This window comes from Bacillus cereus group sp. MS39 (assembly GCF_040448665.1).
Lineage (GTDB): Bacteria > Bacillota > Bacilli > Bacillales > Bacillaceae_G > Bacillus_A > Bacillus_A wiedmannii.
In genome coordinates this window covers 2,269,481-2,295,781 of record NZ_CP123058.1, presented here as the reverse complement: position 1 = coordinate 2,295,781, position 26,301 = coordinate 2,269,481, and the positions used below count along the sequence as shown (strand labels likewise).

The following is a 26,301-nucleotide window of genomic DNA, read 5'->3' as shown; positions in this document are numbered from 1 at the left end:
AACGAGAAAATTGACATTTCCAGATGAAAATGTACAATTTTTTTGTTTTGGGGATGCTTCAAAATATTAGTTTGATAGCAATGTGTCTCTATCCATATAGGTTCGTGAATTACGGTACTATGACCATATCGTACAGCTAGTTGAGTGTTCAAATGTTTTTGGTCAAAGCTTTTCTCCTAATATCATATGAACTCACTTCATCACTCCATAATTTTTAGGTAGTGAACGATTTTAGATTACCTAAAATCACTATGATATCCTAAATAATATTTAAAAAGCTAAGTCCATACATCGCAGCAACTGTAAAAATGACTGTCCATACTGCTAGACTGACCGTCATCCAACTTATGACGTGTGTCCGGTTAGATCCAAATGTTAAAGCTAATACGGCTGCAATATCAGTTCCTACGAGAATTGGAGCTAGAAGAGCCAAACCTGGAACACCATATCGATCCCATATTTTTCTTGATCGGGTTTCTTTTTTAGAAGGTGTTGTTATACCTTTTTTTTGTTTTCTTGCTGCTTGCCATTTTGCATACTGTTTAAAGAAAAAACCGAGTAATAGAACCAAGATAAGATTTCCTGCAAATGCTGTTACTCCTACTGCAAATGGTTGTAATCCCCATGCGATACCAAGTGGTACAACAATTGATACATCCATCCATGGGGCAAATGCTAAAAGAAATAACACTACATATTGCCATAATGCCCCCGCATTTTGAGCCCACTCCACCATATTGTTTCATCCCCTTTGTTAAATACGATTTAAAATAAAAATAGTGGTTAACCAATAGACAATATATTGACCTGCACCTAGTAAACCAATGCACAATAATGGAACAAAATTATGTTGAGAAAAGAGAAAGCAAATCCCTGCCGTTACTGGAAGCGCAATGCTATAGTAAATATACACATTTCGGCAAGCCTTATAGGTTACCCACTGCTGCCCTTCATCTATTTCACGAAATTCGGATGGTATAAAACCAAATAGCCTAATCTTATCATGAGGATTCTTTCGGTTATAAATCCTTGTGAGAATGAGCCATAAAAAAGTAACCGTCACTAAAATCCCGAAACATAACTTAGCTAAAATGACTTGTGTATTCATAAGAGAAAATAGTAAAAATGCAATAATCAACACAAATATACTGGCCCCTATAAGTGGAGATCTTAAAACCTGTTTTATCATAATCGTTCCTCTCCCTTTAAATAAAAAACCTCTTCTACGGTAACTTGAAATACAGCAGCTAATTTTAACGCCATAGTGACAGATGGAGAATAATCACCTTTTTCTATTAATCCAATTGTCTGCCTTGTGACCCCAATTGCATCGGCCAAGTCTTGCTGAGTCCATCTAAATCGTGCTCGTAATTCTCTAACTCTGTTTTCTAGTATCATAATTCCCCTTTCCTCATTTACAATTACTGTAATTGTAAATGATTACTAACAAAATGTAAACAATCATTTGCATTATGTAATGAATAATTGCTAAACACGACATAAATTACCCTTATGTTAAAAAGGGGTACAGCCGAGATACGTGTAAAAATAGGTCATAGTGATACATTTTTTTCCAGACGTTATTTTTCAGAGACATTTGTAACATAAACGCGTTCGTTATTGTTACGTTTTGTGTTTGAAAATATGAAATATCCTAATTGTTGAACTAGCTGTAACAAAATACTGTATCAAAAATAATTCGTAACATTATTAGTAAAACAGCTTTTTGTTACACCGAAATCTGATAATGGAAATAAAATATAGCCCATAACCTTAAATTACACGCATCTCGACTGAACCCTTTTTTATTTGAATTTAACATAATATTACGATGTAAAATTTTTTTATTTGCTGTAATATTAGGAAGGGATTACTTAAAGGAGTAGACAGATGAAAAGATTAAACAATACAACTTTTTGGGTTGCCGTAGGAGCAAATTTCATATTTTGTATAGCTTTGTATATTTATTTTACTTATCATTATGAACTTATTTATATTCACCCTGGTGAACCATATTTAGATACTGGACGTGATCTCACATATATAATTTATGCCTTAATGCTCCCATTAGTTATCGCCATTATTTCTTCAACTATGGCATTGAAAAAAAATAAAGATCACGCAAAATTGTTGGTTCCTAATATACACTTTTCCGTAATATTTTTGATATTCACTACCGCCTGGTTTCTTTTTATGTGTATTTATGGTTAAGCGCTACAAGTCTTAACATTAAATGATATGGTGCCCCCTTATAGGTAGTTACTTTGAGAAGTCAGCTAATTTTTTTCGTTTTGGCTTTTATTTTTCGTAAGTTGATGGGCATGTGGGCGGTACCCTTTATTGTAAAAAGACAACAAAGTTGTTAAATTTTTAAACCTAAAACAAGCATAACCCCGTTCTAAATTTAGGACGGGGTTAAAATATAGTTTTTTAATTTTCGATATAAGATACTTAACTTTACTCAAAAATATAACAATAAAGTCGTTTGAAAATCTAAGGTTTATTCAAAAATAGCGCCCAATTGTTGAAGAAGATTCATTCTATCCCCTTAAGTCCCCAATATTTTTTAGGGAAAATAATTATTTCGTCTACATAATTAAATAAGCGATTGGACTTTGGGATAATTCAACCTAAAGTTCTATTTTATATTTTTTTTGCTGCATAATCACCATAAAAGTAAGTGTTCTCTAACTCACCGTATTTAGGAGAAGCAATTATAGTGTATTTACCATTTTCATCAACTTCAAACAAAGCTACATTATTATATTCCGATCCCCCATTTGAATCATCTACTAACATATCTATGTTGTATATCCCTTTTGTTAATACTCCACTTTTTTGAAAGTCCTCAATTAGATCTTGGGCCTTTGGAATAGTTTTAGACATGTCAAATTTAAATAGAAAATTTACTACACCTAAATACCTGACATTATAATTTTCACGTCGGGGGTCACTTGGTATTAATGTAGGTAAAAGTTTAGTAGTATCTATCTTTTGGGTCTTTTTAAAATCATCAAGTAGTTCTTGAGAATAAATTATATTAAACTCAAGGTTGTCGTAAGGAAATATATAAACAGGACCATTCTCTACCGAAATAAATTTATTAGGATATTTCACTAATCCATATTTTTTTATGATTTGTTCAATTACTTGAACTACTTCTGGATGTTGCTCAATATATGCACCCTTGAATTGTTCAAGATAGATATCGTCACTGTCATCATTTAAAATTTTCCAAGTACCTCTTTCAATCATTAGAAACGGATAAGCACGATATGGCTTTTTCATTTCTACATAAGTTTGATGGTCAACCCCTTGAAACCAATAATTATCTGTCTCAACAACAGAAAACCCACCTTGTATTCCATAGTTTGTTTTTAAATATTCTTGTATTGGTTGATTCAGATCATCTTTAGAGAAACTAGAGAAACATCCACTAAGAATTAGGATTGGTGTACTTACTAAGATAACTTGAATCAATCTTTTAGTACTCTTCATTTTTTTACCCTACATTTCTAAAATTTTAATAATATTATAACATTCCCATTCAACTAAACTGCCAGGTTGGCTAAAGTCCACTTCTTTACATTCTTAACGAAACAATTAATAAAATCACTTCATAATCTGGCCTAATTACTGAATAAAATGACCGGTATTTTTAAAACAACTTTATTATCTCTGTACATTTATAGAACTTCTATTTCTTCATGTCGGTAAGGTAATTCAAGCTCAAGTAAGATTATTACTTAAATAACATTTGTAAATGGACAGGCTCAGTAAACAGTATATAAATTGTTAAAATATCACTCATACCTGTTAAAACAAACAAAGCGAGGGATATTATAATATTAATCCCTGCGTAGCCTCCTTCGTCTTGTAAAGCATATGCTATCAAGCCGAAGACCAAAGACATAAAAAGGAGAGTCATCTGTAAAATATCCAGTCCAACGGTTAATTTCACATCAGCTGGAGTGAAATCACCAACAGTATAATTGTATTTACCATATGTAGATAGCAGGATCCAACAAACAAGAAACAAAATTAGACAGCTTGATGCTATGGTGTTGTACTTCTTAGAACGCATATATCTTCCCTCTTATCCTTATAAAATAAATCAAAAAACAAAAAGCACTATTATGAAAGGAATGTTATCCTTCACAAGCACTTCTTGTTTAATGTTAACAAATATTAACAATCATTACGAATGTTTTTTAGCAGGCGGAAGTAAAATCGCATTGCCATCAAACTAAGATTTTGAAGTACCCCCTAAATGAAAATTTTCTTTCTCTATAGTTAGTTATTTTGAGAAGTCAGCTCATTTTTTCGTTTTGCTTTCCCCGTAGTATCATGTTATCCTTTAATGAGGGAATAAATGGAATTTTCACTTAAACATGTAAGGTTGGTTTTAGATGATAAAGAAATTTACTAGAGTAGTATTAATTGCAGTTATGCCAATTGGTCTTATTACCGGTTGTGGCACTACTGAAAAAGCTGAGGCACAAGAGCCGAAAGCAGACTATTGGGATTACTCATATGGTCGTGCGGGTATTTTAGTAAGCGGCAAAGCGAAAGAGCGTCAACAATACGAGATTGGGTATATTGACGATAATATGTTAATTGGAATCAATGAAAACATTGAGGACTGTATTACTTTAGACAATAAAGATGAAGCTGGTTACATTTGGAAACAAATAGAGCGCGGATCTATTATTGAAGTGCAATACGGTAAAGACCGCAACGACATCGTAGGCGTACAATTAGTAGGAGATCGTGAGCTATTCGAAATTAGTGACAAGCTAGATCGAAATACGATAAACGAGATCGTTGGAAAAGTTAAAGGTAATTTGTAATAAATACATATCGACACCAGAACGAGTATATGATTTATTTGAAAGTCGATTCCTTATTTGAGATAAGGAATCGACTTTTTATAATTATCTTTTTTGTAAGTTGTTTTTCCAAAAATAATAGCTATTATCAATGGCTTTTTTTTAAGAAAGCTTTGCAATCTGTTCATGTTCCAAAACCCAGTGTGATTACAGTAGACAAAAATCAGGCCTATCCTATAGCGATTGAGAGTCGTAAAAGGGAGATTTCACACCGATTTCTCCCTTTTACAATTTACTTGAAAAATAAATATCCCTTATAAGTGTCTATATAAATGCGCCCGTCTTCTTTTTCTTTTACTTCGCCACCAAAATTTTTTATCCAATCAACCAAGCCTCGATTGTTTTCTGTAACGTTTTCTTTTACAAATAGATATGAATTAATTGATTTATAAGATGTATAGTTAGTTAAAATTATTTGGCTAAGATAAATAGGAGTATCCGAATTTGGAGTCTCCTGAATTATATATGGAGATGGGAGAATGTTATCATTGTTAATATATACATAATATTTAGGTTGATTAATTGCCCATTTTAGCCATATTACTTGAACTATTATGATAATTATGGTTACCGTTTTTTGTGTTTTTTTGAAGTTTTGTCCTGGGAAAGAGTAGTAAATGAAAGTGGGAATAGCAAATAAACTAACCCAAGCTACCCATTTGTCTATTAGTGCACCATTTATCCAGAAGATAAATCCTAATGCTTTTATGAATAAAAATAAAAAAACAAGACTTGTGAAAATTATTGATAAATAGTATATTTTCTTTTTCATTGTTTTCTCCCCTAAATATATTTTTACAAAACGAATATAAAAAGAGTATTTTAAAAAGTGTATAGCATATAGATGTAAAGCCCAAAATAGTAACCTAAATTAAATATTGCAAGCATAACGCGTTGGTAAGTCTTACTGGCTCCAGCTGAAAATAAAACGCCTATAAGTGGTGCAAATAAACCAATTTTCCAAAAGATATTTGCTGATCCACCTATCTCTAATGTATCCTCATTTATTATAGTTAAAAGAGCGTAGGGTACACACAATAAAGATAATATAGCCCATTTGTTCAAAGTGCCACCTCTTTTCAATTTTTTAATATGAATAGTATATTAATTATATATATTAAAGTTTCGTTTGAGAAATTTCCACTTTAATAGGGGTACGGCACATGCCCATCAACTTAAAATTTTGAAATACCCCAAAACGAAAATTTTGTGTATTATGCTCGTTTTTATTGTTTTGAGGTAACCCATCCTTTTTAGCTTGATAGCGATGGGGTGCTACCCCATATAAAAATATAGTTATAGAAAAAGAGAGATTGGATTCCTTTTGAGAGTACGGATCCGCTTTTTTCTTGCTACTGATAATGAGACACTATATGGGTGTTTTTGCCCATCCCCCGAAAAGGTGGAGTAAGACAGAATATACCAATTATTCATTAGGAAAAATAATACTTGAATGGGAGTTCAATATAAATTATTTAAATTAAAGTGGTGGTTCTGGTGCAAAAACTCCAAAATCCTTGCAAGTAATCTCCTAATCTTGGACATACTGATAGTATAACTCTAAAAAAGGTGCGTGATCAGTATGGAAAAGGAAAATCCGTTTAAATGGAAGCACTATCAGACTGATATTATCTTATTAACGGTAAGATGATACCTACGGTACAACCTAAGCTTTCGTGATTTGGTGGAAATGATGGAGGAACGGGGCTTATCTATTTCTCATACCACGATTATGCGTTGGGTTCATCAGTATGGTCCTGAATTGGACAAACGAATTCGTCGTCACCTCAAGCAAACCAATGACTCTTGGAGAGTCGATGAAACATATATCAAAGTTAAAGGGCAATGGATGTACCTGTACCGTGCTGTTGATTCGAAAGGAAACACAATCGATTTTTATCTAAGCAAAACAAGAGACCAAAAGGCTGCAAAGCGATTCTTCAAGAAAGCTTTGCGGTCTTTCCATGCCTCTAAACTTCGTGTGATTACAGTTGATAAAAATCCAGCTTATCCAATAGCCATAGAAAAATTGAAGGAAGAAAAAAAGATGCCACTAGGCATCCAAATCAGGCAGATAAAATATCTGAATAACATTGTGGAACAAGATCATCGTTTTATTAAGAAACGAGTACGCTCTATGCTAGGATTCAAATGTTTTGACACAGCTACATCCATTCTTTCTGGAGTAGAAGCCATGCATATGATTAAAAAAGAATAGGTTGATTTACAGGATCAGTCTGTCCAAAATCAGAAAGAATTCATCCATCAATTGTTTGGACTTGCAACATAAGATATGATTCCGTTAGGAATCTATGCGCTTTATTATCTTTTATTCTATTTTTGCACCAGAGCCTTGCATAATATAGCTGGTTTTTTTATTTCTTTAAAAATGGATGGCCGTTTTTTTTTGTATACTCAAAAAGGAAAGGGCTGCTCATAAGTCGGTTTCACTTTTTAAACCATGAGGACTTTTTCAGTGCCTCCTCTTCCTTGTGGGAAGTCGACCCTTTTTTAAAACACAACAATTGACGTATTTTATCAAGAATCTACAGTTGTTTTTAATATTTCGAATTTCCCATGTTTATCCACGGTAAACATGACATTATTATTACGACTGTCCGTTCCTCCTATGGTTGTTTCATTAGGGCTGGAATACATGGTCACAACAGCTATCTTATAAATGCCCTCTGTTAGCACGTGGCTCTTTTCGAAATCATCCATAATACTTTGAGCATTGGGAGCAGTTTCACTATTTTTGTAGGTATTGTAATAGTAATTAAAATTGATAACTCCTATATAATTAGCATGATCTCTAGGTTTACTATCTTTTAACATTTTCATTATATTGTCAGTGTTTATTTTTTGATCACGTTTGAAATTTTCAATTAATTCCTTTTCTTTTTCTTTATCTATATGTATATTTAAATAGTAATAGAAATTTGGTTTATTTTTACGATAGGAGAATTCACTTAATAAGTTATACTTTTTTATTATCTTATCGGATTGTTTCAAAACATCACGATGTTGTTCAACATAAGCTCCTTTGAATATTTCTAGAAAAACATCATCGCTTCCATTTTTAACTATTTCATGTGACTCTTTGTCTACAATTAAATAAGCAAGAGTGCGGTATGGTTTTTTTATTTCCACGTAAGTCTCTAGATCAGAAGCTCCAAACCCACTATCAGCAGCAAGAATTTTAAAATCCCCATTCTTTATCCCGTAGTTTTCGGACAAATAATCTCCTATTGGTTTTTCTAATGGTTTTGTGTCTATAGAGCAACCACTTAATAGGAATAGTAGTATGCTCAGTAATGAGATAAAAACAGTTACTTTTGGTTTCCTCATTCAAGTTCTCCCTTTTCTATTATATACTTCATACAATCATAGTTGGGATTTTTGCCCATCCCTTATTTAAATCTCCCTATGTTCATTTTTCATTCTTACCCTTCCTTAAACTACATTTTACCATTTTTAAAGATAAAAAAGGGACTCTCTTGTGAGAAGTCGTTCCTTATTTAAAACACAATAATCGTTGTATTAGGGGGCAACATACATCGCCATCAACTTAAGAATTTTCACTACCCCTAAGTACAAAAAAACGTTATTTTTTCTTATTCCCTCTTTTCGGGAGATGGACATGTATGGTGAGGCCTCTTATGTTTTTTGTTTAGTGAACAGATAAGCCATTCTAAAATTACTGTATGCAGACGTAAATACAGCCATTTGTAAAAAAGTCATGGAGGGATATTATGTTAAATTTTTATGTAACACTGTTTCTTATATTCGGCACTGCAATATTCTTATTTTTTAAGTCTGGTTCACCAAAAATTAAGGCTAAAAACCTATCGTTGATAATGGTCTGTTTAGGGATAAATCTACTCACAAGTCCAATGGCTTTTTTTTATAGGCGGGATGGCAACAGCCCCTCCAGATAGTACTGCACTTGATTTTTAGGGAGGATTTCTCTTCATTCAGGGAATACCGCTTCTCATACTACTTGCAGCTTTTTTGAAGTTGGCACTAGCAAAGAAAACAAAACAAATATAGAAGCATATAATGAATAGGTGGATTCCTTGTGAGAGTAGGGATCCACTTTTTTCTTGCTATCAATAATGTTACGTTATGTTAACTTTATATGCATATCCTATTCATCCAAATGTACACAAAATAGGCCTTGCTAATGGTACAATTAGGATAACGGAGGAATATTATGGGATATCTTAATCAGCTTTATGTAATACTGTATTTTATAATCGGCCTTGCAGTATTCTCATTCTTCAATTCTGATTCACCGAAAACTAAGGATAAAAATCTAACATTCATAATGGTCAGTTTAGGGGTAAATCTATGCACAATTCCAGTGGGTTTATTTATAGGTGTGATGGCAACAGACTCTCCATATAGTACTGAACTTGATTTTTGGGGAGGATTTCTCTTTATTCAGGGAATACCGCTCCTCCTACTACTTGTAGCTTTGATATGGTGGTTTATCCGCAAGGGCAAAGAAAAAATCGACACATAGAATTTTAAAATGACTTCCGCTAACGATAAGTATGTAAAGGGGTATCGCCAGCATTTCGGAAAAAAACCACGCTAAGAGTATGCAAGATTTTATACAGTTTTTGGGCTAATACAGTAACAAACAAGAGCCCTGAATCCACGCCAGGACAAGAATGTATAAAAAGATGAATAGGGTTATAGAAAAAGAAAAAGGCGAATCCCTACTTTTAAAGGGGATTCGCCTTTTTCTTGCTACCAATAATGAGACGTTATGTTAACCGAGCATGTATAGAATATACATTCAAAAATCCTAACAAATCGATTGCCCCAAATGGTACAATTAGGAAAAGGGAAGTGAACAGGTTGGTCTTATATCATCCGTTTAACATGGCTAGCAAGCATTGCATTACTTTGGGCAAACCTTGCTAATTTGATTCCAAATCAGGTTACTTCCCTAAGTATCTATATCGTTATGACTTTGATTGCACTGGGAACCAATCTGAAGGGCTTTATCGGCTTAAAAAGAAAAAATATTGAGAGCAGATCATGTCTCCCTCAAAATGGGATAGGATTTACGGTGCAACATGAATTTCATTGAATTAAGTGTAGGAGGAATTCGGATGGATGAAGTACCAAAAAATAAAAATAAAAACCTGTTGTTATTGATTTATCTTAGTTTAGGATTGAATCTCATCACAGCTCCATTAGCATTGTTTATAGGCGGGATGACAACAGACCCTCCAGACAGTACTGAACTTGATTTTTTAAAAGGAGTTCTCTTCATTCAAGCAATACCACTTTTCTTATTGTTTATATTTTTGGCATGGTACTTTATCCGTAAGAATAAATATGCTTATGCTGGAATAGCCTTTTTTTTGTCTGTTATCATACTAGGTACCCCTATTGTTTGGATATATGATATGTATAATTCTTTCGCTAAGAAGGTCTTTTTAATACCTGATGGTTACAAAGGATGTGTGGGTGTCCTTTATAACATCAAGGATGCACCACCCCTAAAAATTGAAGATAAGAAAATTATATATCAAGTAACTAAAGATGGACTATTAAAAACATCATCGAATGAAAGGATTGGTAGGAAAAGTGACCTTGATTCTGGATGGGGTAATGTAAAATACTATTATGTTGACAAAAGCGGAAACCAAATTAAGAGGTTAGAAGAAGGCAAAGATATTCACAATACATCAGTATCATCGCAAGCTGGATTGACATATTCGCAATTCTTTATAGGAACAAAGAAAGAAGCAGAAAAACATCCACAATTCTCAATGTGTTTTAACGAAAAACAACAACTACAAATTGATCATAAGTAAGTCATTTATTCATATCGATGATTAAGAGAAAGCATCTGCGGTAGACCAAAGTCAAGTATAATTCTTTATTAATGTGTTTTATACATCCAATCATATTTAATGGAGTCGTTTTGAAAAATGGAACTTCCGCTAACGATAATTATGTAAATAAGCTGTCCATATGGGCCATAGCCATCAAGTTTAAAAAATAAGTCCGATGCCTTTTGGCATCGGACTTATTTTTTTAAACTTGAGAGTAGAAGATTACGGTTTTGGACATACTCAAATAAGACTCTCTGGATTTCGTATTTTTTATACGGCTTTGTGAAGTCTTTTCGTACATTCTTGAGTGATACTAAGGATATCGAACGGTGTACGACACTTATACCTTCGTGCTTTTCGTCCGTTTTTGGCAAGATCCTGAAAGAGCCTGGTTAGCACTGATACAGGGTGTTGAAAGGTTGTGAAAAGCACGTCGTGTATACTAGAGAAGTAAATTTTGACGATATATGTACACTTATACTCACTAACCTCTTTTTGTTTTTTCTCCCATATAAGTCTTCTCATTCGATATGTAATGCTAGCTACGAAACACAAACCAATTAATTGCCCATATAAATGACATTGAAATCGTTCCAGTTTCACAGGTTTCACTTCATGAATTTTAAAAATAGACTTCCATGTTTTAAATATAATTTCAATTTGCCACCGTAAAGAATACAGTTCATACACTTCATTGTGCGGAAGGTGTTTACTAGATACGTTCGTAATAAGAAGGTTGATACGACTTGCATATTTCGGCATCTTCTTTTTCGCTTTCTTGTGATGTTCCAAACGTTTCGCCCACTCAGTTTGTGTTAGACGATATATGACAAGGCGTGTTTTATGTTTTTGGTGAAGTCCTATATAGATTTCCGGTAATTCTAGTATTTGTCCTTCAGATAGATCTTTCGTCAATTTTTCTAAATCGAGAAGAGTCCATTTTCCACCTTTCTCTTTTTGATAGACTTGTGTATTCCAGCGAATACGTGACACATAAAATGCTTGTCGATCCGCAATTTTTTCTAAATCATAAATAGAAAAATAACCAAGATCACGAAGAGAAAGTTCCCCTGGCTCTAATGTTTGCGTACGTTCCTGTCCATAACGGCAATCGCTACTTGTTCCATCTTTTACAGCTGTTTCTAAAAATTCTCCAGAAATCAGTTCATACTCTAATTGAATTTTTACACCAGCTTCTGAACCACCTCCTCCTACCCCTTTGTAAGAAGATGCATATTGAGCTGGAAGCTGAAAGGCTGTTGAATCTAGTATACGGATACGTGTAAAACGGTTAGATAAAGGAGTCATTGGAGAAAACTTCTTTCGAAATACTTGTGAAAATAATTCCTTTAAGAATTGTACAGTCTGTGCATTAAATCGTTCGTTCAGACCTTGACTAGATAATTGGATTCCCTTAGCTCTAGTTAGTTTCGCACATAAACTAACTAGGGATTCTGTCCCAATTGTTTGGCTGAGAAACACGCATAATGAAACAAGGTCTTGTGCTCTACACTTTCGTTTTCGTCGAATCATTCCAGTTTTAACTGCTAGTAGTTGTAAGTGGTGAATCGAAAATTTACTTTTAAATTCTTCACCTAGTAAACGTAACTCTTCTTGTGTAACATCATTAATTTTAGACATAAAATGGGTCATCCTTCCATGCGGTATGCATGGAAGGATGACCCATTTAGTTAAATTTTATTCATTTCCTTAAGTTGATGGCTATGGTCCATATGGCAGCTTATTATATTTTTTTCTTAGCGTAGTTTTTTTCCGAAATGCTGACGATACCCCATGCCCATCAAGTTAAAATCTCATATAACCCCCAGAACGAAAATTTTGTGCATTTTGCTCGTATTTATTGTTTTGGGGAAATTCATATTTTTAGCTTGATGGCGATGGGGTAGCGCCACATACCCATCAAGCTAACAATGTATATTCCATGCACTTTCGTTCTTGATGCTCACATGCTTGATATTTTTATTTGTTTTTAAAGTTTGCTTTTGATTAAAAGAGAAAATACACGCTATAAAAATAAAAATCCAATATCTCTATATTTAAATCGAGAAATCGAAGTTTAGTCACGTAATAATATTTTTTATTTAAAACAAGTAACTGATTAATAATCCTGCCGATAATAAAAAGCCAAAAATCGTTCTTGCTCGCACGATAACTTTGCATCAAAATATCGTTTTTTCTAATATGGGTTACAGTTGAGATACATGAAATTTTGGGTATTAGGCTTACAACTGTTTGGACTTATAGCTAGCTTTATTATCTCTATTTACAAGGAACTGATTATGACAACTATATTAAGTTTTTCAAAAGAAAATCCGTTGCTCAAATTCGAACAACGGACCTTCTTTATATGAACCAATTTAAAACATCCTCAGCAATCTCTTCTGGTCTATCCCAATGCATTAGGTGCCCTGTATCTATATAAAGCTTAGTCGTAATATCAATATGCTTTTTAAATTCCTCAATCTGTAATTCTCTTATTTCTAAATAATTATCTGGAAGATCACAATACAATAATAAAATATCGCTTTTAATTTTATCCGATTTCAACGTTTTATACACTGTATATTGAAACTTAATTACACTTCTAGCGGTATCGCCATTAGCATGCCATTTCACTTTATTATCTTCTTCTCGCATTAAGTCATAAACCGCACGTTCTATTAATGGTGACCATCTACTGTAAACCATTTTTTCTGATTGAATGAATGCTTCTTTACTGTCAACAATATATTCATCAAAATCTTTTTCGTAATGGGTGATTTCTTCCTCTAATGACCGCTTATCATTTAAGTTAATGGTTAAACTACATCTTCACGCCTATGAAATTAATATATTTTAATAATTGTATTATACGTCTATCATATGTGTGATTTTTCAAAGTCCTATCCAGCCCATTTTTTGCTATTTGTTTTCTTTCTTGTACATGCTCCAAATAATACTCCGCTTTTTGTATAAACTCTGGTGCACTATTAAACCTTTCTATTTCAACACCTGGTATGTAATGCTTTGCTACATCTGGACGTATATCCGTTAATTGAAAAGAACCTACGGCATTAATTTCAAACGTCCTATTATTTACTGAATATGCTTGGATATTTGCAGAATTACAATTCAATTCCTTATCACTTGGTGAACGATGTAAATTTATATTGATTTTAGTAGAGGCGTAAAATTGTAACGCATCTTCATACTTTGCAAGTGGCAAGAGTTGTATTTTATCCTTTAATCTTTCATAATTCTTTAACTTCTCCCAACCAAATCCCACAATTTTTGTATTTTTTTCCGCTAAATACTCTGAAATAGAATCAACAAAGGTAAGTCTATTTTCAAATGCTGTACCTATAAAACTAAGATCATATTTATATGTATCTTCTTCCTGAGAAGGTTTAAACACATCTTGATTTGCTGCTAACGGAAGATGAAATACATTCTTACATCCTAATCCTCTATAAAACTTGATACAATTTAAATCTTGCGTAAATATGTAATCGTAATACAGAACAAGATTTTGTGTTAAATCCGTATAGTAAGGATCATCTGTCAACCAAACTCCAGTAGTAAAGCCTGCATTCTTTAAGACTGGCATGACACTACTAAATTCTTCGCTTAAACCACTTAGTACCAAAATAAAATCTGGTTTCATTTTCAATGCGGTTTTTATAGCTTTTTCCGGACTCACCATAATCGTATTGCTGTTTACCTTTTGTAAACTATTCAAAATTGCTGCTTCGATCATTGGATAATAAAAAGGAATTCCCGATTGAATAAATAAAATTTTCTTAGGAGTATTGTCTTTCATGTTGTTCCCCCTATTTCTATATAATCAAAGCGCACGAAATTTAGCAGTCTTTATTCATTTTCCTGACCTCTTACTTTACATGTATAAGCACCGTTTATGTCCATTATGTGGAACTTTCCTCATTTTATAGGCTAATTGGATTTTGGGAGGTGTCACAAAGGGAATAAAATTAGGTTATATTCAGCCAAATTATTAAACATAGAAAATGAATACATAAAAGAAAGAGCCGGCTCGTATGAGTTAGCTCTTTCTCTTTTACAATATCTAATACACTCTACAGCAAAAAAACTATGATTACAGTCAAATCACTTCCAAACAACACCTCGCCGCTCATATTCCATTCTATATTCAACAGCAGCTGCAATTTTAGAACTTGCGAACTTTTCCGTAATCCAAAGACCTAAATCAATGCCTGAAGTAACTCCTCTTGCAGTAATAATATCGCCTTGATCTACAATTCTGTAAGGAAGAAGTTCTGCTCCATATTCACTCATTTCAGTTTGTGCCAAATGATGCATTGTTGCCTTTTTATCATTCAATATACCGGATGCAGCTAGTAGCATACCTCCTGTACAAACTCCAGCAACAATCGTTCCTTCATTATGCATCTCTTTAATCATTTCGGTCAAAGTACCAAGCTCTGCTTGCTTGCGTGCCCCGTGCTCAGCTTTATGATTCCAGCCACCACCAGGTACAATTAACAAATCTGGACGATTATCCATTCGTAAAAAATCATGTAATTTAACCGTAACTCCAAACGAAGTAGTAATTTCTTGTTTCGGTTCACTTGATACGAGTTCAATCTTAAATGGAGCACCTTCTTCTATCGCTCTTTTGAGTACCTCAAAAGGTGCAAAGGAGACAAGTTCTCCGAAACCATCAAACAACACAATTTGTATTTTCATTTTTAGAACACCTCATATGGTTTCTTTTTTGAATCCTAAATTTGTAGAATACATGTTATGTACAAATTAACAATGAAGATAGTCTTTCTCCTCTTACTCTGTAAACTTCCAAATGTTCTTCTAATTGCCTTTCATCACTTATTACACTTAGCGTTTTCTTCACAAAATTCCAATTCAAACTACCGGATAGCCATAGTAATGAAGACAGTCTTTTATAATCATTTGAAGTTACAATATTACTAGCCTTATATCCTTCTAAAAATGAACTAGCAACACTTGAACATACTTCATGAGACTGTATTCCTTCTGTTCGCGAGTACCATTTTATTAAAAAGGCTAGTCCTTCAATGCGGTCTACATATCCAATTGATTCAAAATCTACAATTCCTTTTACCTGTTGATTTGAGTCCCATAAAACATTCAAAGGATTTAAGTCTGTTTGTACGATAAACTCTAATTCACTCGTATATGCGCACTCTATATGATATTTAGCTAGATTTATATACTCCCGTACGTCTTTACATGCGCTAGCCTTACTTTCTAACATACTTATAAACTGGGCATACCCATCCAAATGCGATTTCTTTTGAAAAATCGAGCTTTGAAATGCATTAGAAATATCATGAATCTTTCTTGCTTCCGTTCCAAAGGCTTCTGCGATATTTTCTGTACAATGTGTAATATGTTCTCCCTCAATCCAATTAGACAATACAAATCGGTATTGTTCATCATTCCAAACGACAAGTGTAAATGGCTCTCCTGCCCTATTCTTGTTTATCTGCATAAAAGGAATTTCATGCTCTCGTAAATAATGCGTAAACCGTACTTTCTCTATCAGTTGTTCGTTTGATAACGTCCCAAAAGCTGGATTGATTGTTCGCTTACTTTTTATAAACCTTGCGGAATACCGCTTTCCATTCACCATAATTTTATAGTGTAAATCTGTATGCCAACTATTATTATGTAATTCTTCTTCCACTACTAGTGAATAAATTTCTTCAAAATAATTCATTACTACATTTCTTATTATGTGTTTCATCCGATTCTCTCCTTCCATACAAAAAATTAGGGTACATGTAATTCATTACGCTTCCCATAACAAAATTTATTTCACTTAATTAAGCATACCTAGGATATTACAAATATGAAATAGAATTATAGAAAATAGTAGATGGGAGGCCTATTATTGAAAAACTTAAAATCCGGTTTAATTGGAGCTTTATTTTTCATCGGATTAGTTGGCTGCACAAGTGATACAAATGAAACGAAGGCTTTAAATAAAGAAGTATCCAAAACAGCGCAAGGAGAAACTGTATCTGAAAAAGTTATGTTTGAACAAAAACAAGTGAAAAAACTTGAAATTAGTCGCGTAAATTCAAAAGGTGTTTACAACGTCATAAATAATGAAAATATGAAAACAATTTTTACAAGTATGGAAAGCGCAGAGAAAAAAACACTCCTTCTAGATCAAGATGCCAAAAACTATATGCATTCAAAAATGAAGGTTACTTATGAAGATAATTCTATTCAAGAATTCTTTGTTTGGATAGAATCTGACGATGGCATCGTAATAGCAAAGGCAAGTGATGAAACGCACGTTAAAGGATATGATTTACGTGAGGATAATTCTCAAAAAATCATTCAGCTTTTCAAAAAATAACTTTTATTTTTCTTTTGAATAGATTAAACCATCATTTTTTCTAAACTGACTGATTTAGTATTTGTTATCAGTAACGCCTCACCATTCTTCAAAATTTCTTATCTTAACTTTGTCATTTTACAAAATATTATCTCTTTTTCAACTAATCCCCAATAGTAAATATGTGTAGTAAAAAAAGAGCCAATCTCCAACAAAATAGTAGATTGGCTCTTCCCTTTATTTACTCCCCTGTTTCAGAAAATCGTTTTATACGTTCCCCAATTTCATCGCGAACACGTTGAAATTCAGACCATTCTTTTCCTGCCGGGTCATCAAATCCCCAGTGAACACGATTTACGTGCGAAGGTGTCGAAGGACAAACAGAATCCGCATGACTACAAAGGGTAACGACTAAATCAGCGTTATTTAAAATATTTGCATCAATTATATCTGATGTTTGATTCGTTATGTCGATATTTACTTCATTCATTGCTTTAATAGCATTTGGATTTACTCCGTGCGCTTCGATTCCTGCAGAATATACATTCCACTTATCGCCTACATATTGTTTGCCCCATGCTTCTGCCATTTGGCTTCGGCATGAATTTCCTGTGCATAAGAAATAGATTGTCTTTTTGTTTTTCATGTTGTTTTCCGCCTTTATTTTTAAATTATACTGGTTGATCATTAAAATATTTACGCTTAAACCAAAAAGCAACGTTTACAAGTGCAATCATTACAGGTACTTCAACTAACGGCCCGATAACAGCTGCAAATGCTGCACCCGAATGAATACCAAACACACCAACTGCTACAGCAATTGCTAATTCAAAGTTATTACTACCTGCTGTAAATGCTAACGTTGTAGTCACTGGATAGTTTGCACCAATTTTTCTTCCCATAAAGAAAGAAACAAAAAACATTACAATAAAATAGATTAATAATGGAATCGCTATTCTTACTACATCTAATGGTACGCTAACAATCATTTCCCCTTTTAAAGAGAACATAACGATGATTGTAAATAATAATGCAAGTAATGTCAGTGGACTAATCTTCGGTATAAATACCTTTTCATACCACTGTCTTCCTTTTAACTTAACGAGTACAAAGCGTGTTAACATACCTGCTATAAAAGGAATTCCCAAATAGATAAATACTGATTTCGCTACTTCTATCATTGTAATATCGACAATAGCCCCTTCAATCCCTAACCATTCTGGAATGACTGTTACAAACACGTATGCATAAACGGAGAAGAATAACATTTGGAATACTGAGTTAAAAGCTACTAAACCTGCTGCATACTCTTTATCCCCATCTGCAAGATCGTTCCAAACAATTACCATTGCAATACAACGTGCTAAACCAATCATAATGAGCCCGACCATGTATTCTGGCTTATCTGGAAGAAAAATAATTGCTAAAACAAACATAAGTACAGGACCAATAATCCAGTTTTGTACTAAAGATAAAACCAATACTTTTACGTCTTTAAATACTCGGCCCATTTCCTCGTAACGAACTTTCGCTAATGGTGGATACATCATGACAATTAAACCAACAGCGAGCGGGATGGACGTCGTTCCAACTTGTAATGTATTCAGTCCGTCTACTACACTAGGAAACACAAACCCTAAACCAATCCCAACAGCCATAGCTAGAAAAATCCATAGCGTTAAATATCGATCTAGAAAAGATAAACGTTTCATTTTATTTTCCATCTCCTATTAACAACAAGAATTTTGTTCTACTACGTTAGAAGTCGTGCAACAAGATGCCTCTTCTATTTTATGAACATCACTATGTGCTTTTGTATAAAAGAATTCCCACTCGTTCCCATCAGGATCTGTTACCCAAAACTTATCTTGAACCGCATAGCAACAAGTCGTATCCATCTCATCACGTGCAAAGAAACCTTCTTTTTCTAATCGTTCTTTATGTAATGTAATTTCTTCAGCTGTATCCACTTGGAAACCAAAATGATTTACCTGATTTCCATTCACTTCATCTCGTACGTTCAGCGTAAAGTTAAGTCCTGGCGTCTCTAATAAAAATTTTGCATAATCCACTTTCACCTTAACTGGTGACACACCAAATACCTTTTCGTAGAATTCGATAGACTTCTCTAAATCCGTAACATTTATACCAACATGAACATATCTCATAGCTTATTCCTCCTCTTTATATGTTATTAATCAAGTTTTTTTGATTAATAGTGCAAAATTTTAACAACAGCTACCTTTTCCTGTTTTTCTAAAGATACAACATAATTCTTCTGATAATAAATTATTTACTTCCGCATCATTTAAATCATAATAACTCCACGTACCTTTTGTTTCTTTTACAATTAAACCTGCATCTAATAAAATCTTTAAATGATATGACAACTTAGATTGCGTCATTTCAAAAATCTCTGTTAAATCACATACACAAGTCTGGCCTCGCTGGCAAAGTTCATACATGATTTCTAGACGCTTCTGATCCGCCAGCGCTTTAAACTTTTTCTCATAGAGCTGAAAATCTTGTGCCACTGTAGTTCACTCTCCCTTCATCAATTTTTTTTGATATTTATAGTATATACGCAGATGAGTTCTATATGCAACTAGTTCATCAAGTTTTTTTGATTTATCAAAAAAACTTCCTCGCATCCTATCTTTGCTACAACTAAAAAAGCCCATAGCCTTTTCAAAAATGAAAAACTATGGTTCTTTTTACAACTTAATAGTTACAATATTTCGAAGGAATGGAGTCTCTATAACTGTTTTAAATTTTAATTTGATCATTATAGAGTAGTGCCCCGTCACCCTCAATCTAAGAAAAATAAATACCCCAAAATGAGAAAAATCGATATAACTCTTGTTTTTGGTGCATATTCATAAAAAGCACGTCACCCTTTCTCATTAACATAAGAGAATAGTAACGTGCTTTTTATTTCAAAAATAGTCTAAATCCTTAAGTTGATGGTTGTAGGGCGGGACCCTAATAAGAACGGTATCTAAGGTTGTATGAGTGGTGTTAGTTCCATTCCAAAAGCCTCAGCCGACGATTAACTCAAGTACCGGTTTCGGATGACCCCCATGTGATGAAGTTCGTGTCCTGCGATGCCGTACGCGAGGGCGCGCGCCGTAATGCTTAGGTTGTTGGCTGTGCCCTTGCGGGTCCATGCCTCCGCCGGTAGCCCGCGCAGCAATGTGATCGTTGATTGCCGTACGGCCCGGTAGTCTTCGGCCAATTGCTCGGTTGTCCAACTTCCGAAAGGAGGCATGAACAATTCCTGATCAAAACCAGTCAGAGACGTCTGGTCCCCTCTTGCGAACCGGAGCAGGCGGTAGGTCATGACGCGTTCCGAGTCTGCAATGTGGCCCACGACTTCTTTCAGCGTCCATTTTCCTTCCGCATACCGATACGCGTACTGGCTTTCGGTCAACGATGCCAGGAGCTCGGTCATTTGCTTTTCCTGGGCGAGCAGAATATCGATGATGTTACCGTCTGGTACCAAACGGATATATTCGCCGGAGTTCCCAGCGTATTCTTCTTCTGACGGTCTTTGATTCATGCGTAGTCACCTCTTATATGTAGATATAGAAAATTATAGCACTCGTCTATGTCTAATAAATTCTCGAAATGATAGAACTTTCCTTCTAATAATTGAGGATAAGCAACTATTTAGTTTGTCGGTCGCCACACTATCCTGATTCGTTAGCACAATAAGCAATGCTAATCAATAATGCATAAAAATTATCTGTTATACAATATTTCGAAGTTATTAATATATAAAGGTAACACCTTCTTTTTTAATTTAAAGATGGATTTTCAGTTATATTTTGAAATGAACCGGAGTAAAACACACTAGTCTAACTACTTTTTTATAAACATCGTAACATTATTCCCCCCCCCATATTGCCATCAATTTGAGAAATGTATTCTTCTCAAAAATGAAAATCGACCTAAGATCCTATGGACAACTATGAAAGGATAAAATTTTCGTTTTGGGGATATTTCAGAAGTATAGCTTGATAGGTATGGGCAGGGACCCCAAACAGTACGATTTTATTTCAAAGACACAACGATCTTATTACACACTTTTTATTTATCCCACACTCTCATCTGCTAGTATTACTATTTTTTATTACTAATGTTGCCGTTTCACTCGGATGGCTAAGAGGAAAATGATGGCCATATGGAACAAAATCAACCTTACCAAGATGCGATGGAGCAGAATAGCCTCTGTCATAATCCCCCCAAATAATGTGAAGATTATACTTTGTTACTTCATTGAAATCAACTTGATCGTTTTTCAGTAGTAAACTGTTAAGCTGAACCGTAGTATTTAAAATTCTAGGAGAAGTAAAACTGTTACTTATTTTTTCAATATAATGTTCAGGGATGCTCTCCGTACTTTCAAACAAACCATTACTTAATAAATAACGCCCTATCAGATTAGTAGTTGCCAATTTTAATGTCCATTTGTTCATAAATTGAGGAACATTTAGCGATTTAGCATTTTTTTTAACAACAGGTGGCTGAAGTAAAGTGATTGAATACTTCTTATCTATGTACTCTTGTACCAATGCTTCCAGAAGAATAAACGCACCGAATGAATGGCCAATTAGATGTGCACCATTAGTAGCTTTCTCCAATAACTTTTTCACTACATTCAAATAGATATCTAGAAGATTTTTCTCTCGTTTAAAAGGAGAACGTCCCAAACCTGGAAGATCCAAGATCCATACAGGTTGACCAGTTTTTTCATGAAGTTCTTGTGCTAAAGGAAATAAATCCTCTCCATCACTCAATAAACCATGTAATAAAATAAACGGTTTACCCTCTCCTTGTAATTGGTAAAGGGTAGTGTTATCGCATAATGTTCGTTTAAATAAATGATTATGCTGGCCATTTTGATACATCATTCGATAATCCAGATCAGCTACTACGGCAGGGAAAAATTTCATTACACTCGTCTTCTTAAACCAATCTCCTCCCATAATTTTTTCCGCTGAAACATTTGAAAATTTTCGTTTTGTAATAAAATTCAGTCCATCAGAAGGAATTTTTGTTATTTTACTTACTCCACTATTCATAATTGCTTTCATAAGTGGCATTGGGACAGAGAGTTTTGGTGCCCTCATATTCATACTTTCCGACATAATACTTAATAATTCAGCAATGTTCGGATCGTGCTGTTTGTCTTCAACAAGTGTATATGTTTGAATAGTCGGTTGCTCCAATTTGAAAACCTGCACAATAAACTTCGCAAGCTCATCGTTTGAAATAAGTGGTAACCTATATCCCTTACCTCCAGGAATCACTGGCATGAGCCCTCTTCGCATACTCATCACAAGCAAACCTAATCCTGCTATCTGCTCTGTACTCCCTGTTTTACTACTACCGACTACAGTTGGCGGATTAATTACAGAAAGCGGATAACCTACTGCTGATGCCTGGTGACGGATATAAAGATCTGCTAAAAATTTTGTTCTCTCATATGGATTTTTTATTTTCAAATAATTGTTTCCTTCTTTAAACACATCAATTGCAATCTTGCTATTTTTATCATCAAAGGGACTCATATAACCTACAACATGAATAAATTGTTGCAAGCCCTTCAATTGATAAATACTTTTAGCTAATTCACTAATATGTTTTGCGCCATTTAAAAATACGGAAGCTGCCTCTTTACTTGCCGCTTGAATATCCATGGGGCCTCCTGCGTGAATAATCACATCCGTTTTCAATACCCTCTCCTTATCTTCAGCACTTAGACCTAAATCTATTTTCGTCAAATCACCTTCAATAAAGTGCATAACTTCCTTTTTTAAGATGCCTCTTTCTTGAAAAAGGCGTATTGCTTTACTTTTCGACCTCACTAAAAGAAGAATTTTAACATCCTCTTTGGCTAATTCTTTCACTAATTGCTTTCCAATAAAGCCTGTTCCACCAATTAAAAATACTGTTCTCATATAAGATCTCCTTTTTAGTACTAATCAGTACTAATTTAATGTAAAAAAAATGCTTCTTTTATCGAAGCAATTTTAAAAAATGATCTGCTGTTTTCGTGATTACAGTTGCATCTTTCAATGTTTCTGAAATAAATAACGCTCCTTCAAGATTTGTAATAAAAAGTGATGCAACCTCATCAATATTAATCGTATTTCTGAATTCTCCATTCTCTACCCCTTGTTTAAGTAATAGAGAAACTTTCTTTTGTAATCCTATAAAAAAAAGACCTATTTTTTCTTTTATTTGCGTGGCCTGTTTAGGACTTTGAATATAAAGAGTGATAAATGGACAGCTCCCCTTATACTCTCTCGACTGAACTCCTTGTGATAATTGCTTTAAAAACAGTTGGATACGATCTTCAACTAAAAATTGGTTCTGAGAAAGTACGTCATCAATTGCAGATTGATACATTTCAATCCAATAATCAACGACCCCTTCTAATAATACTTCCTTATTAGAAAAATGATAATACACATTAGACTTTGAAACTTTGCTTACACGTACTAATTCATCCATACTTGTATAAGCAAACCCTTTTTCTAAAAATAATGTTGCAGCTACTTCAATCACACGTTTTTGATTCATTAATTTTACCTTTGTCATAACTAGAACTATATAGTACTAATTTAAATATTGCAAGTATTTATGTTAATTTAGAAAAAAGTTTGATTAAAAAAGTTCCACTAACATTGATTTTACTGCAAAAAAATCTTATTTTGAATAAAGTTGAACTGAACCCCGAAATTGTTAATTCACTATCGTCTAATAGGGGTCACCATACATGCCCATCAACTTAAGAAAAAGAAATGCCCCCAAAACGAAAAAATGAGCGGCTTCTCAGAATAGCTATCTGTAGAGAAAGAAAATTTTAATTTAGGGGGATATGAAAGTATTAGCTTGATGGTGATGGGGTGCTCCCCCATCGCTATCAAGCTAATATTCTGAAGTACGCCCAAAATGGGAATTTTATATTTCTATGGTTAATTAGATCTTAGTTATTTTAGGATTCCTAAATTTCCTCAGTCCAATTTAGAAGTTCTTTTCAAAAAATAGGGTTCTTAAGATAAGTATCTTAAGAACCCTATTTTTTGATTTAGCATGGAAAGTATAATCTTTTCTAATTCAGCTTTATTTAAAACATCCTCAATAATTACAACTTGATAGGCATTGTCCTTTCCTTTTGCAGGAACAATTATTTTCATCCCCTTTATATTCCTTCCAGTTCATAATTCTCTATCTTGTCATTGTCATTAATCATAAATAAAATGGATCTTCTCCTGGTTCTATAGTGATGGTTTTTTCCTTGTTCTAAAATAGCGAATTGATAAATGAATTTTCTTAAAATTAAAGAAATTGAGCGCGAAAGCAATGAAAATAAACTATTCTTTTCATAGAAATATATAGAAAGTTCGACAATCCTAATTATAAAAATTTACTCCTTTATAATTGACGGAAAATTCAAATTCATTATATAATTTTGGTATTACCAATGTCTTCAACATGTATTACCATAAAATAAAGGAGACGATGACTTGAAAGAAAAGGAACGCACCTCAGATAAAATTGTGAACGAATTAATTAAATCCATATTGGCCGGTGTTTATTCTATAGGAAGCACTTTACCGCCAGAAAGAGAGCTTGCGAAAGAATTTGGTGTTGGTCGCCCAACTATTCGTGAGGCGCTTCAACGTTTAGGAAGAAGTGGATGGATAACAGGGAGAAAAGGAATGCCATCGATTATTAATGATTATTGGAGCAATGGTAATCTAACGACACTTATTAATATTGTTGAGAATCATCATACCATTACAGATGAATTTATTATGTATTTATTAGAATTTAGAAGTTCGTTGACTCCGACTTATATTCGTAATGCTGTTACGTTTAATCAACCTAAAGTGGTTGCTCTCCTTGCTAATCTTGAGCAACTTGAAGATAGTGCAGAAAGCTATGCAGCATTTGATTGGGATTTGCAAAAAAGGTGTGCTGGGCTTGCTGCCAATCCAATCTTTCTACTCATTTTAAATAGCTTTGATTCCATTTATGTAGATATGGCAAAAAGGTATTTTTCTGTAAAAGATCATCGTGAGTTATCCTTCCACTATTATCACGATTTATTAAAAGCTGCATTAAAGGGAGATGCGATTGAAGCAGAAAGATTGTGTAAGACAACATTGGAGAAAAGCTTGGCTCTTTGGAAAGATAGAAAAAAATAAAGAAAGCTGGAGGCGTGAAAAATGAAACTAAAATATTTTAAAGAATATTTTTCCTATCCTGATATTTTGATTATGAGCTGTCTTTTCCTCACTAGCTTTGGATTTATGATTTTACATTTAACCTCTATCGGAATTTGGGGTGCTTTTATTTTGGGAATGATTATGTATTCCTTAGCTGAGTACGCTACTCACAGGTTTATTTTTCATCTAAAGCCACCAAAGAATGCATTTTTATTAAAAACGCTTAAGCGCCTACATTATGACCATCATACAAATCCGAATGAATTACATTTATTATTTTTACCCTTATGGTATAGTGTGCCAAACATTGCAATTTCAGGAGCGATTTTTTATTTTCTTTCATCCAGCTTTGTCATGACAAACGCATTTATTGCAGGTATTATGCTCTTTTTATTATTTTATGAGTGGAAGCATTATATCGCGCATCGCCCCCTTCAACCAATATCACCATGGGGGCGATGGATGAAAAAAGTTCATTTATGGCATCACTTCAAAAATGAAAATTACTGGTATGGTGTTACGAATCCAGCCTATGATTTTCTCATGGGAACCTTTAAAGACCAAAAAGATGTTGCCCAAAGTAAAACTGCTAAAGACCTAGAGAAACGTGGTGACCAGAAAATAGAATTATAAAAATAATCCATTGTCATCATCCTGGAAATGTTGAATGAATTTTGCAGATTCGACATTTCCCAGGGAGTGGCAGGCATTTTTTCCTATTGAGTAGTACGCATGGTAATAGATTGCGTAAGGATCTTTTGAAAGTTTGTTCTGATCATTTACGAATTTATGTTCTTTTTAGAGGTATTTGTTGGAATGTCTATTGATCAATGAAAGATGAATGTGAAAATAAAAAAGAACTCTTTCATCTGTTGAGGAGTTCTTTTCATATAAATTACGATTGGGGTACCGTCACATCACCATCAAGCTAAGAAATGCAAATACCCCCAAAA

The 26,301-nt window shown here is 33.8% G+C and carries 27 protein-coding genes and 5 pseudogenes; 11 read left to right on the top strand and 21 right to left on the bottom strand.

Going from position 1 to position 26,301, the window contains the following annotated elements:
- Positions 1 to 259 precede the first annotated feature (259 nt).
- The 3 genes from QEP67_RS12090 to QEP67_RS12080 are packed head-to-tail and all read right to left on the bottom strand — an operon-like array spanning position 260 to position 1,398.
- The gene (locus QEP67_RS12090) at positions 260 to 736 is read right to left on the bottom strand and encodes a small multi-drug export protein (RefSeq protein WP_064460024.1); all 477 of its coding nucleotides are present in this window, start codon (positions 734 to 736) and stop codon (positions 260 to 262) included.
- 18 nt (positions 737 to 754) lie between these two features.
- On the bottom strand, positions 755 to 1,189 hold the full coding sequence (locus tag QEP67_RS12085; protein WP_000595642.1) for a hypothetical protein: 435 nt from the start codon (positions 1,187 to 1,189) through the stop codon (positions 755 to 757).
- Entirely contained in the window at positions 1,186 to 1,398 is a 213-nt protein-coding gene (locus QEP67_RS12080; RefSeq protein ID WP_000599740.1) for a helix-turn-helix transcriptional regulator, read from the bottom strand. The genes QEP67_RS12085 and QEP67_RS12080 overlap by 4 nt, the downstream gene beginning before the upstream one ends.
- 492 nt (positions 1,399 to 1,890) lie before the next feature.
- On the opposite strand from QEP67_RS12080, the gene QEP67_RS12075 reads away from it, so the two are divergent.
- Positions 1,891 to 2,211: a hypothetical protein gene (locus QEP67_RS12075; RefSeq protein ID WP_064460025.1), complete on the top strand. Its 321-nt coding sequence runs from the start codon at positions 1,891 to 1,893 to the stop codon at positions 2,209 to 2,211.
- 432 nt (positions 2,212 to 2,643) lie between these two features.
- On the opposite strand, the gene QEP67_RS12070 is transcribed toward QEP67_RS12075, so the two are convergent.
- Positions 2,644 to 3,498: a hypothetical protein gene (locus QEP67_RS12070; protein WP_064460026.1), complete on the bottom strand. Its 855-nt coding sequence runs from the start codon at positions 3,496 to 3,498 to the stop codon at positions 2,644 to 2,646.
- Between the two features lie 244 nt (positions 3,499 to 3,742).
- Positions 3,743 to 4,084 (bottom strand): hypothetical protein, encoded by a 342-nt coding sequence (locus QEP67_RS12065; protein ID WP_001256766.1) that lies wholly within the window; start codon positions 4,082 to 4,084, stop codon positions 3,743 to 3,745.
- Between the two features lie 325 nt (positions 4,085 to 4,409).
- Between QEP67_RS12065 and QEP67_RS12060 the strand changes: the two genes are divergently transcribed.
- Both QEP67_RS12060 and QEP67_RS12055 read left to right on the top strand, forming a co-directional pair.
- Positions 4,410 to 4,850, top strand: a complete 441-nt coding sequence (locus QEP67_RS12060) for a hypothetical protein (protein WP_000591645.1) — start codon at positions 4,410 to 4,412, stop codon at positions 4,848 to 4,850.
- A 137-nt stretch (positions 4,851 to 4,987) separates the two neighbouring features.
- A pseudogene (locus tag QEP67_RS12055) lies at positions 4,988 to 5,092 on the top strand (IS6 family transposase); the annotation flags it as partial.
- A 29-nt stretch (positions 5,093 to 5,121) separates the two neighbouring features.
- On the opposite strand, the gene QEP67_RS12050 reads toward QEP67_RS12055, so the two are convergent.
- Both QEP67_RS12050 and QEP67_RS12045 read right to left on the bottom strand, forming a co-directional pair.
- Positions 5,122 to 5,661 (bottom strand): hypothetical protein, encoded by a 540-nt coding sequence (locus tag QEP67_RS12050; protein ID WP_064460027.1) that lies wholly within the window; start codon positions 5,659 to 5,661, stop codon positions 5,122 to 5,124.
- Positions 5,662 to 5,711: 50 nt separating this feature from the next.
- Complete coding sequence (locus tag QEP67_RS12045; RefSeq protein WP_001045664.1) at positions 5,712 to 5,954, bottom strand: hypothetical protein; 243 nt, start codon at positions 5,952 to 5,954, stop codon at positions 5,712 to 5,714.
- Between the two features lie 517 nt (positions 5,955 to 6,471).
- Between QEP67_RS12045 and QEP67_RS12040 the strand changes: the two are divergent.
- A pseudogene (locus QEP67_RS12040) lies at positions 6,472 to 7,179 on the top strand (IS6 family transposase).
- A gap of 248 nt (positions 7,180 to 7,427) precedes the next feature.
- Here QEP67_RS12040 and QEP67_RS12035 read toward each other — a convergent pair.
- Positions 7,428 to 8,237, bottom strand: a complete 810-nt coding sequence (locus tag QEP67_RS12035; protein ID WP_001231110.1) for a hypothetical protein — start codon at positions 8,235 to 8,237, stop codon at positions 7,428 to 7,430.
- Between the two features lie 404 nt (positions 8,238 to 8,641).
- On the opposite strand from QEP67_RS12035, the pseudogene QEP67_RS12030 reads away from it, so the two are divergent.
- The 4 genes and pseudogenes from QEP67_RS12030 to QEP67_RS12015 all read left to right on the top strand — a co-directional run bounded on the left by QEP67_RS12030 (position 8,642) and on the right by QEP67_RS12015 (position 10,723).
- Positions 8,642 to 8,939: pseudogene (locus QEP67_RS12030) on the top strand (hypothetical protein).
- Positions 8,940 to 9,102: 163 nt separating this feature from the next.
- Positions 9,103 to 9,414: a hypothetical protein gene (locus QEP67_RS12025; protein WP_000541005.1), complete on the top strand. Its 312-nt coding sequence runs from the start codon at positions 9,103 to 9,105 to the stop codon at positions 9,412 to 9,414.
- Between the two features lie 607 nt (positions 9,415 to 10,021).
- Positions 10,022 to 10,240: pseudogene (locus QEP67_RS12020) on the top strand (hypothetical protein); the annotation flags it as partial.
- Between the two features lie 72 nt (positions 10,241 to 10,312).
- Complete coding sequence (locus QEP67_RS12015; protein WP_244980312.1) at positions 10,313 to 10,723, top strand: hypothetical protein; 411 nt, start codon at positions 10,313 to 10,315, stop codon at positions 10,721 to 10,723.
- Positions 10,724 to 11,014: 291 nt separating this feature from the next.
- Here QEP67_RS12015 and QEP67_RS12010 read toward each other — a convergent pair whose 3' ends face one another.
- The 5 genes and pseudogenes from QEP67_RS12010 to QEP67_RS11990 form a co-directional block, all read right to left on the bottom strand.
- A complete protein-coding gene (locus QEP67_RS12010; RefSeq protein WP_098629514.1) occupies positions 11,015 to 12,385 on the bottom strand; it encodes an IS4 family transposase in 1,371 nt (456 codons plus the stop codon).
- Positions 12,386 to 13,108: 723 nt separating this feature from the next.
- Positions 13,109 to 13,543: pseudogene (locus QEP67_RS12005) on the bottom strand (alpha/beta hydrolase); the annotation flags it as partial.
- Between the two features lie 25 nt (positions 13,544 to 13,568).
- Positions 13,569 to 14,564, bottom strand: coding sequence for a DUF3880 domain-containing protein (locus QEP67_RS12000; protein WP_064459991.1), 996 nt, complete (start codon positions 14,562 to 14,564; stop codon positions 13,569 to 13,571).
- A gap of 305 nt (positions 14,565 to 14,869) precedes the next feature.
- Complete coding sequence (locus QEP67_RS11995) at positions 14,870 to 15,469, bottom strand: DJ-1/PfpI family protein (protein ID WP_000701555.1); 600 nt, start codon at positions 15,467 to 15,469, stop codon at positions 14,870 to 14,872.
- Positions 15,470 to 15,524: 55 nt separating this feature from the next.
- A complete protein-coding gene (locus QEP67_RS11990; protein WP_000680501.1) occupies positions 15,525 to 16,508 on the bottom strand; it encodes an aminoglycoside phosphotransferase family protein in 984 nt (327 codons plus the stop codon).
- Between the two features lie 147 nt (positions 16,509 to 16,655).
- On the opposite strand from QEP67_RS11990, the gene QEP67_RS11985 reads away from it, so the two are divergent.
- Positions 16,656 to 17,129, top strand: a complete 474-nt coding sequence (locus QEP67_RS11985; protein ID WP_064459992.1) for a hypothetical protein — start codon at positions 16,656 to 16,658, stop codon at positions 17,127 to 17,129.
- Between the two features lie 220 nt (positions 17,130 to 17,349).
- Here the strand turns inward: QEP67_RS11985 and arsC are convergent, their stop codons facing one another.
- The 8 genes from arsC to QEP67_RS11945 all read right to left on the bottom strand — a co-directional run bounded on the left by arsC (position 17,350) and on the right by QEP67_RS11945 (position 24,313).
- Positions 17,350 to 17,754 (bottom strand): arsenate reductase (thioredoxin), encoded by a 405-nt coding sequence (arsC, locus tag QEP67_RS11980; protein WP_000791429.1) that lies wholly within the window; start codon positions 17,752 to 17,754, stop codon positions 17,350 to 17,352.
- A 25-nt stretch (positions 17,755 to 17,779) separates the two neighbouring features.
- Complete coding sequence (arsB, locus tag QEP67_RS11975) at positions 17,780 to 18,820, bottom strand: ACR3 family arsenite efflux transporter (protein WP_000826571.1); 1,041 nt, start codon at positions 18,818 to 18,820, stop codon at positions 17,780 to 17,782.
- 18 nt (positions 18,821 to 18,838) lie between these two features.
- Entirely contained in the window at positions 18,839 to 19,276 is a 438-nt protein-coding gene (locus QEP67_RS11970; RefSeq protein ID WP_001270996.1) for an ArsI/CadI family heavy metal resistance metalloenzyme, read from the bottom strand.
- Positions 19,277 to 19,336: 60 nt separating this feature from the next.
- The gene (gene arsR, locus QEP67_RS11965; RefSeq protein WP_000046014.1) at positions 19,337 to 19,642 is read right to left on the bottom strand and encodes an arsenical resistance operon transcriptional regulator ArsR; all 306 of its coding nucleotides are present in this window, start codon (positions 19,640 to 19,642) and stop codon (positions 19,337 to 19,339) included.
- A 515-nt stretch (positions 19,643 to 20,157) separates the two neighbouring features.
- Positions 20,158 to 20,667 (bottom strand): DinB family protein, encoded by a 510-nt coding sequence (locus QEP67_RS11960; protein ID WP_001076301.1) that lies wholly within the window; start codon positions 20,665 to 20,667, stop codon positions 20,158 to 20,160.
- A gap of 547 nt (positions 20,668 to 21,214) precedes the next feature.
- A complete protein-coding gene (locus QEP67_RS11955; protein WP_064459993.1) occupies positions 21,215 to 23,071 on the bottom strand; it encodes an alpha/beta fold hydrolase in 1,857 nt (618 codons plus the stop codon).
- A gap of 58 nt (positions 23,072 to 23,129) precedes the next feature.
- Entirely contained in the window at positions 23,130 to 23,696 is a 567-nt protein-coding gene (locus QEP67_RS11950) for a TetR/AcrR family transcriptional regulator (protein ID WP_001072317.1), read from the bottom strand.
- 473 nt (positions 23,697 to 24,169) lie between these two features.
- The gene (locus QEP67_RS11945; RefSeq protein WP_002108101.1) at positions 24,170 to 24,313 is read right to left on the bottom strand and encodes a hypothetical protein; all 144 of its coding nucleotides are present in this window, start codon (positions 24,311 to 24,313) and stop codon (positions 24,170 to 24,172) included.
- A gap of 330 nt (positions 24,314 to 24,643) precedes the next feature.
- On the opposite strand from QEP67_RS11945, the gene QEP67_RS11940 reads away from it, so the two are divergent.
- Both QEP67_RS11940 and QEP67_RS11935 read left to right on the top strand, forming a co-directional pair.
- Entirely contained in the window at positions 24,644 to 25,327 is a 684-nt protein-coding gene (locus QEP67_RS11940; RefSeq protein ID WP_000659654.1) for a GntR family transcriptional regulator, read from the top strand.
- Between the two features lie 21 nt (positions 25,328 to 25,348).
- Entirely contained in the window at positions 25,349 to 25,981 is a 633-nt protein-coding gene (locus QEP67_RS11935) for a sterol desaturase family protein (RefSeq protein ID WP_000770119.1), read from the top strand.
- The last annotated feature ends 320 nt before the right edge of the window (positions 25,982 to 26,301 follow it).

Coding starts and splice junctions, on each gene's coding strand:
- QEP67_RS12090 (WP_064460024.1), bottom strand. CDS start 736: ATGGTGGAGTGGGCTCAAAATGCGGGGGCATTATGGCAATATGTAGTG.
- QEP67_RS12085 (WP_000595642.1), bottom strand. CDS start 1,189: ATGATAAAACAGGTTTTAAGATCTCCACTTATAGGGGCCAGTATATTT.
- QEP67_RS12080 (WP_000599740.1), bottom strand. CDS start 1,398: ATGATACTAGAAAACAGAGTTAGAGAATTACGAGCACGATTTAGATGG.
- QEP67_RS12075 (WP_064460025.1), top strand. CDS start 1,891: ATGAAAAGATTAAACAATACAACTTTTTGGGTTGCCGTAGGAGCAAAT.
- QEP67_RS12070 (WP_064460026.1), bottom strand. CDS start 3,498: ATGAAGAGTACTAAAAGATTGATTCAAGTTATCTTAGTAAGTACACCA.
- QEP67_RS12065 (WP_001256766.1), bottom strand. CDS start 4,084: ATGCGTTCTAAGAAGTACAACACCATAGCATCAAGCTGTCTAATTTTG.
- QEP67_RS12060 (WP_000591645.1), top strand. CDS start 4,410: ATGATAAAGAAATTTACTAGAGTAGTATTAATTGCAGTTATGCCAATT.
- QEP67_RS12050 (WP_064460027.1), bottom strand. CDS start 5,661: ATGAAAAAGAAAATATACTATTTATCAATAATTTTCACAAGTCTTGTT.
- QEP67_RS12035 (WP_001231110.1), bottom strand. CDS start 8,237: ATGAGGAAACCAAAAGTAACTGTTTTTATCTCATTACTGAGCATACTA.
- QEP67_RS12025 (WP_000541005.1), top strand. CDS start 9,103: ATGGGATATCTTAATCAGCTTTATGTAATACTGTATTTTATAATCGGC.
- QEP67_RS12015 (WP_244980312.1), top strand. CDS start 10,313: ATGTATAATTCTTTCGCTAAGAAGGTCTTTTTAATACCTGATGGTTAC.
- QEP67_RS12010 (WP_098629514.1), bottom strand. CDS start 12,385: ATGTCTAAAATTAATGATGTTACACAAGAAGAGTTACGTTTACTAGGT.
- QEP67_RS12000 (WP_064459991.1), bottom strand. CDS start 14,564: ATGAAAGACAATACTCCTAAGAAAATTTTATTTATTCAATCGGGAATT.
- QEP67_RS11995 (WP_000701555.1), bottom strand. CDS start 15,469: ATGAAAATACAAATTGTGTTGTTTGATGGTTTCGGAGAACTTGTCTCC.
- QEP67_RS11990 (WP_000680501.1), bottom strand. CDS start 16,508: ATGAAACACATAATAAGAAATGTAGTAATGAATTATTTTGAAGAAATT.
- arsC (WP_000791429.1), bottom strand. CDS start 17,754: ATGAAAAACAAAAAGACAATCTATTTCTTATGCACAGGAAATTCATGC.
- arsB (WP_000826571.1), bottom strand. CDS start 18,820: ATGAAACGTTTATCTTTTCTAGATCGATATTTAACGCTATGGATTTTT.
- QEP67_RS11970 (WP_001270996.1), bottom strand. CDS start 19,276: ATGAGATATGTTCATGTTGGTATAAATGTTACGGATTTAGAGAAGTCT.
- QEP67_RS11960 (WP_001076301.1), bottom strand. CDS start 20,667: ATGAATCAAAGACCGTCAGAAGAAGAATACGCTGGGAACTCCGGCGAA.
- QEP67_RS11955 (WP_064459993.1), bottom strand. CDS start 23,071: ATGAGAACAGTATTTTTAATTGGTGGAACAGGCTTTATTGGAAAGCAA.
- QEP67_RS11950 (WP_001072317.1), bottom strand. CDS start 23,696: ATGAATCAAAAACGTGTGATTGAAGTAGCTGCAACATTATTTTTAGAA.
- QEP67_RS11945 (WP_002108101.1), bottom strand. CDS start 24,313: ATGAAAATAATTGTTCCTGCAAAAGGAAAGGACAATGCCTATCAAGTT.
- QEP67_RS11935 (WP_000770119.1), top strand. CDS start 25,349: ATGAAACTAAAATATTTTAAAGAATATTTTTCCTATCCTGATATTTTG.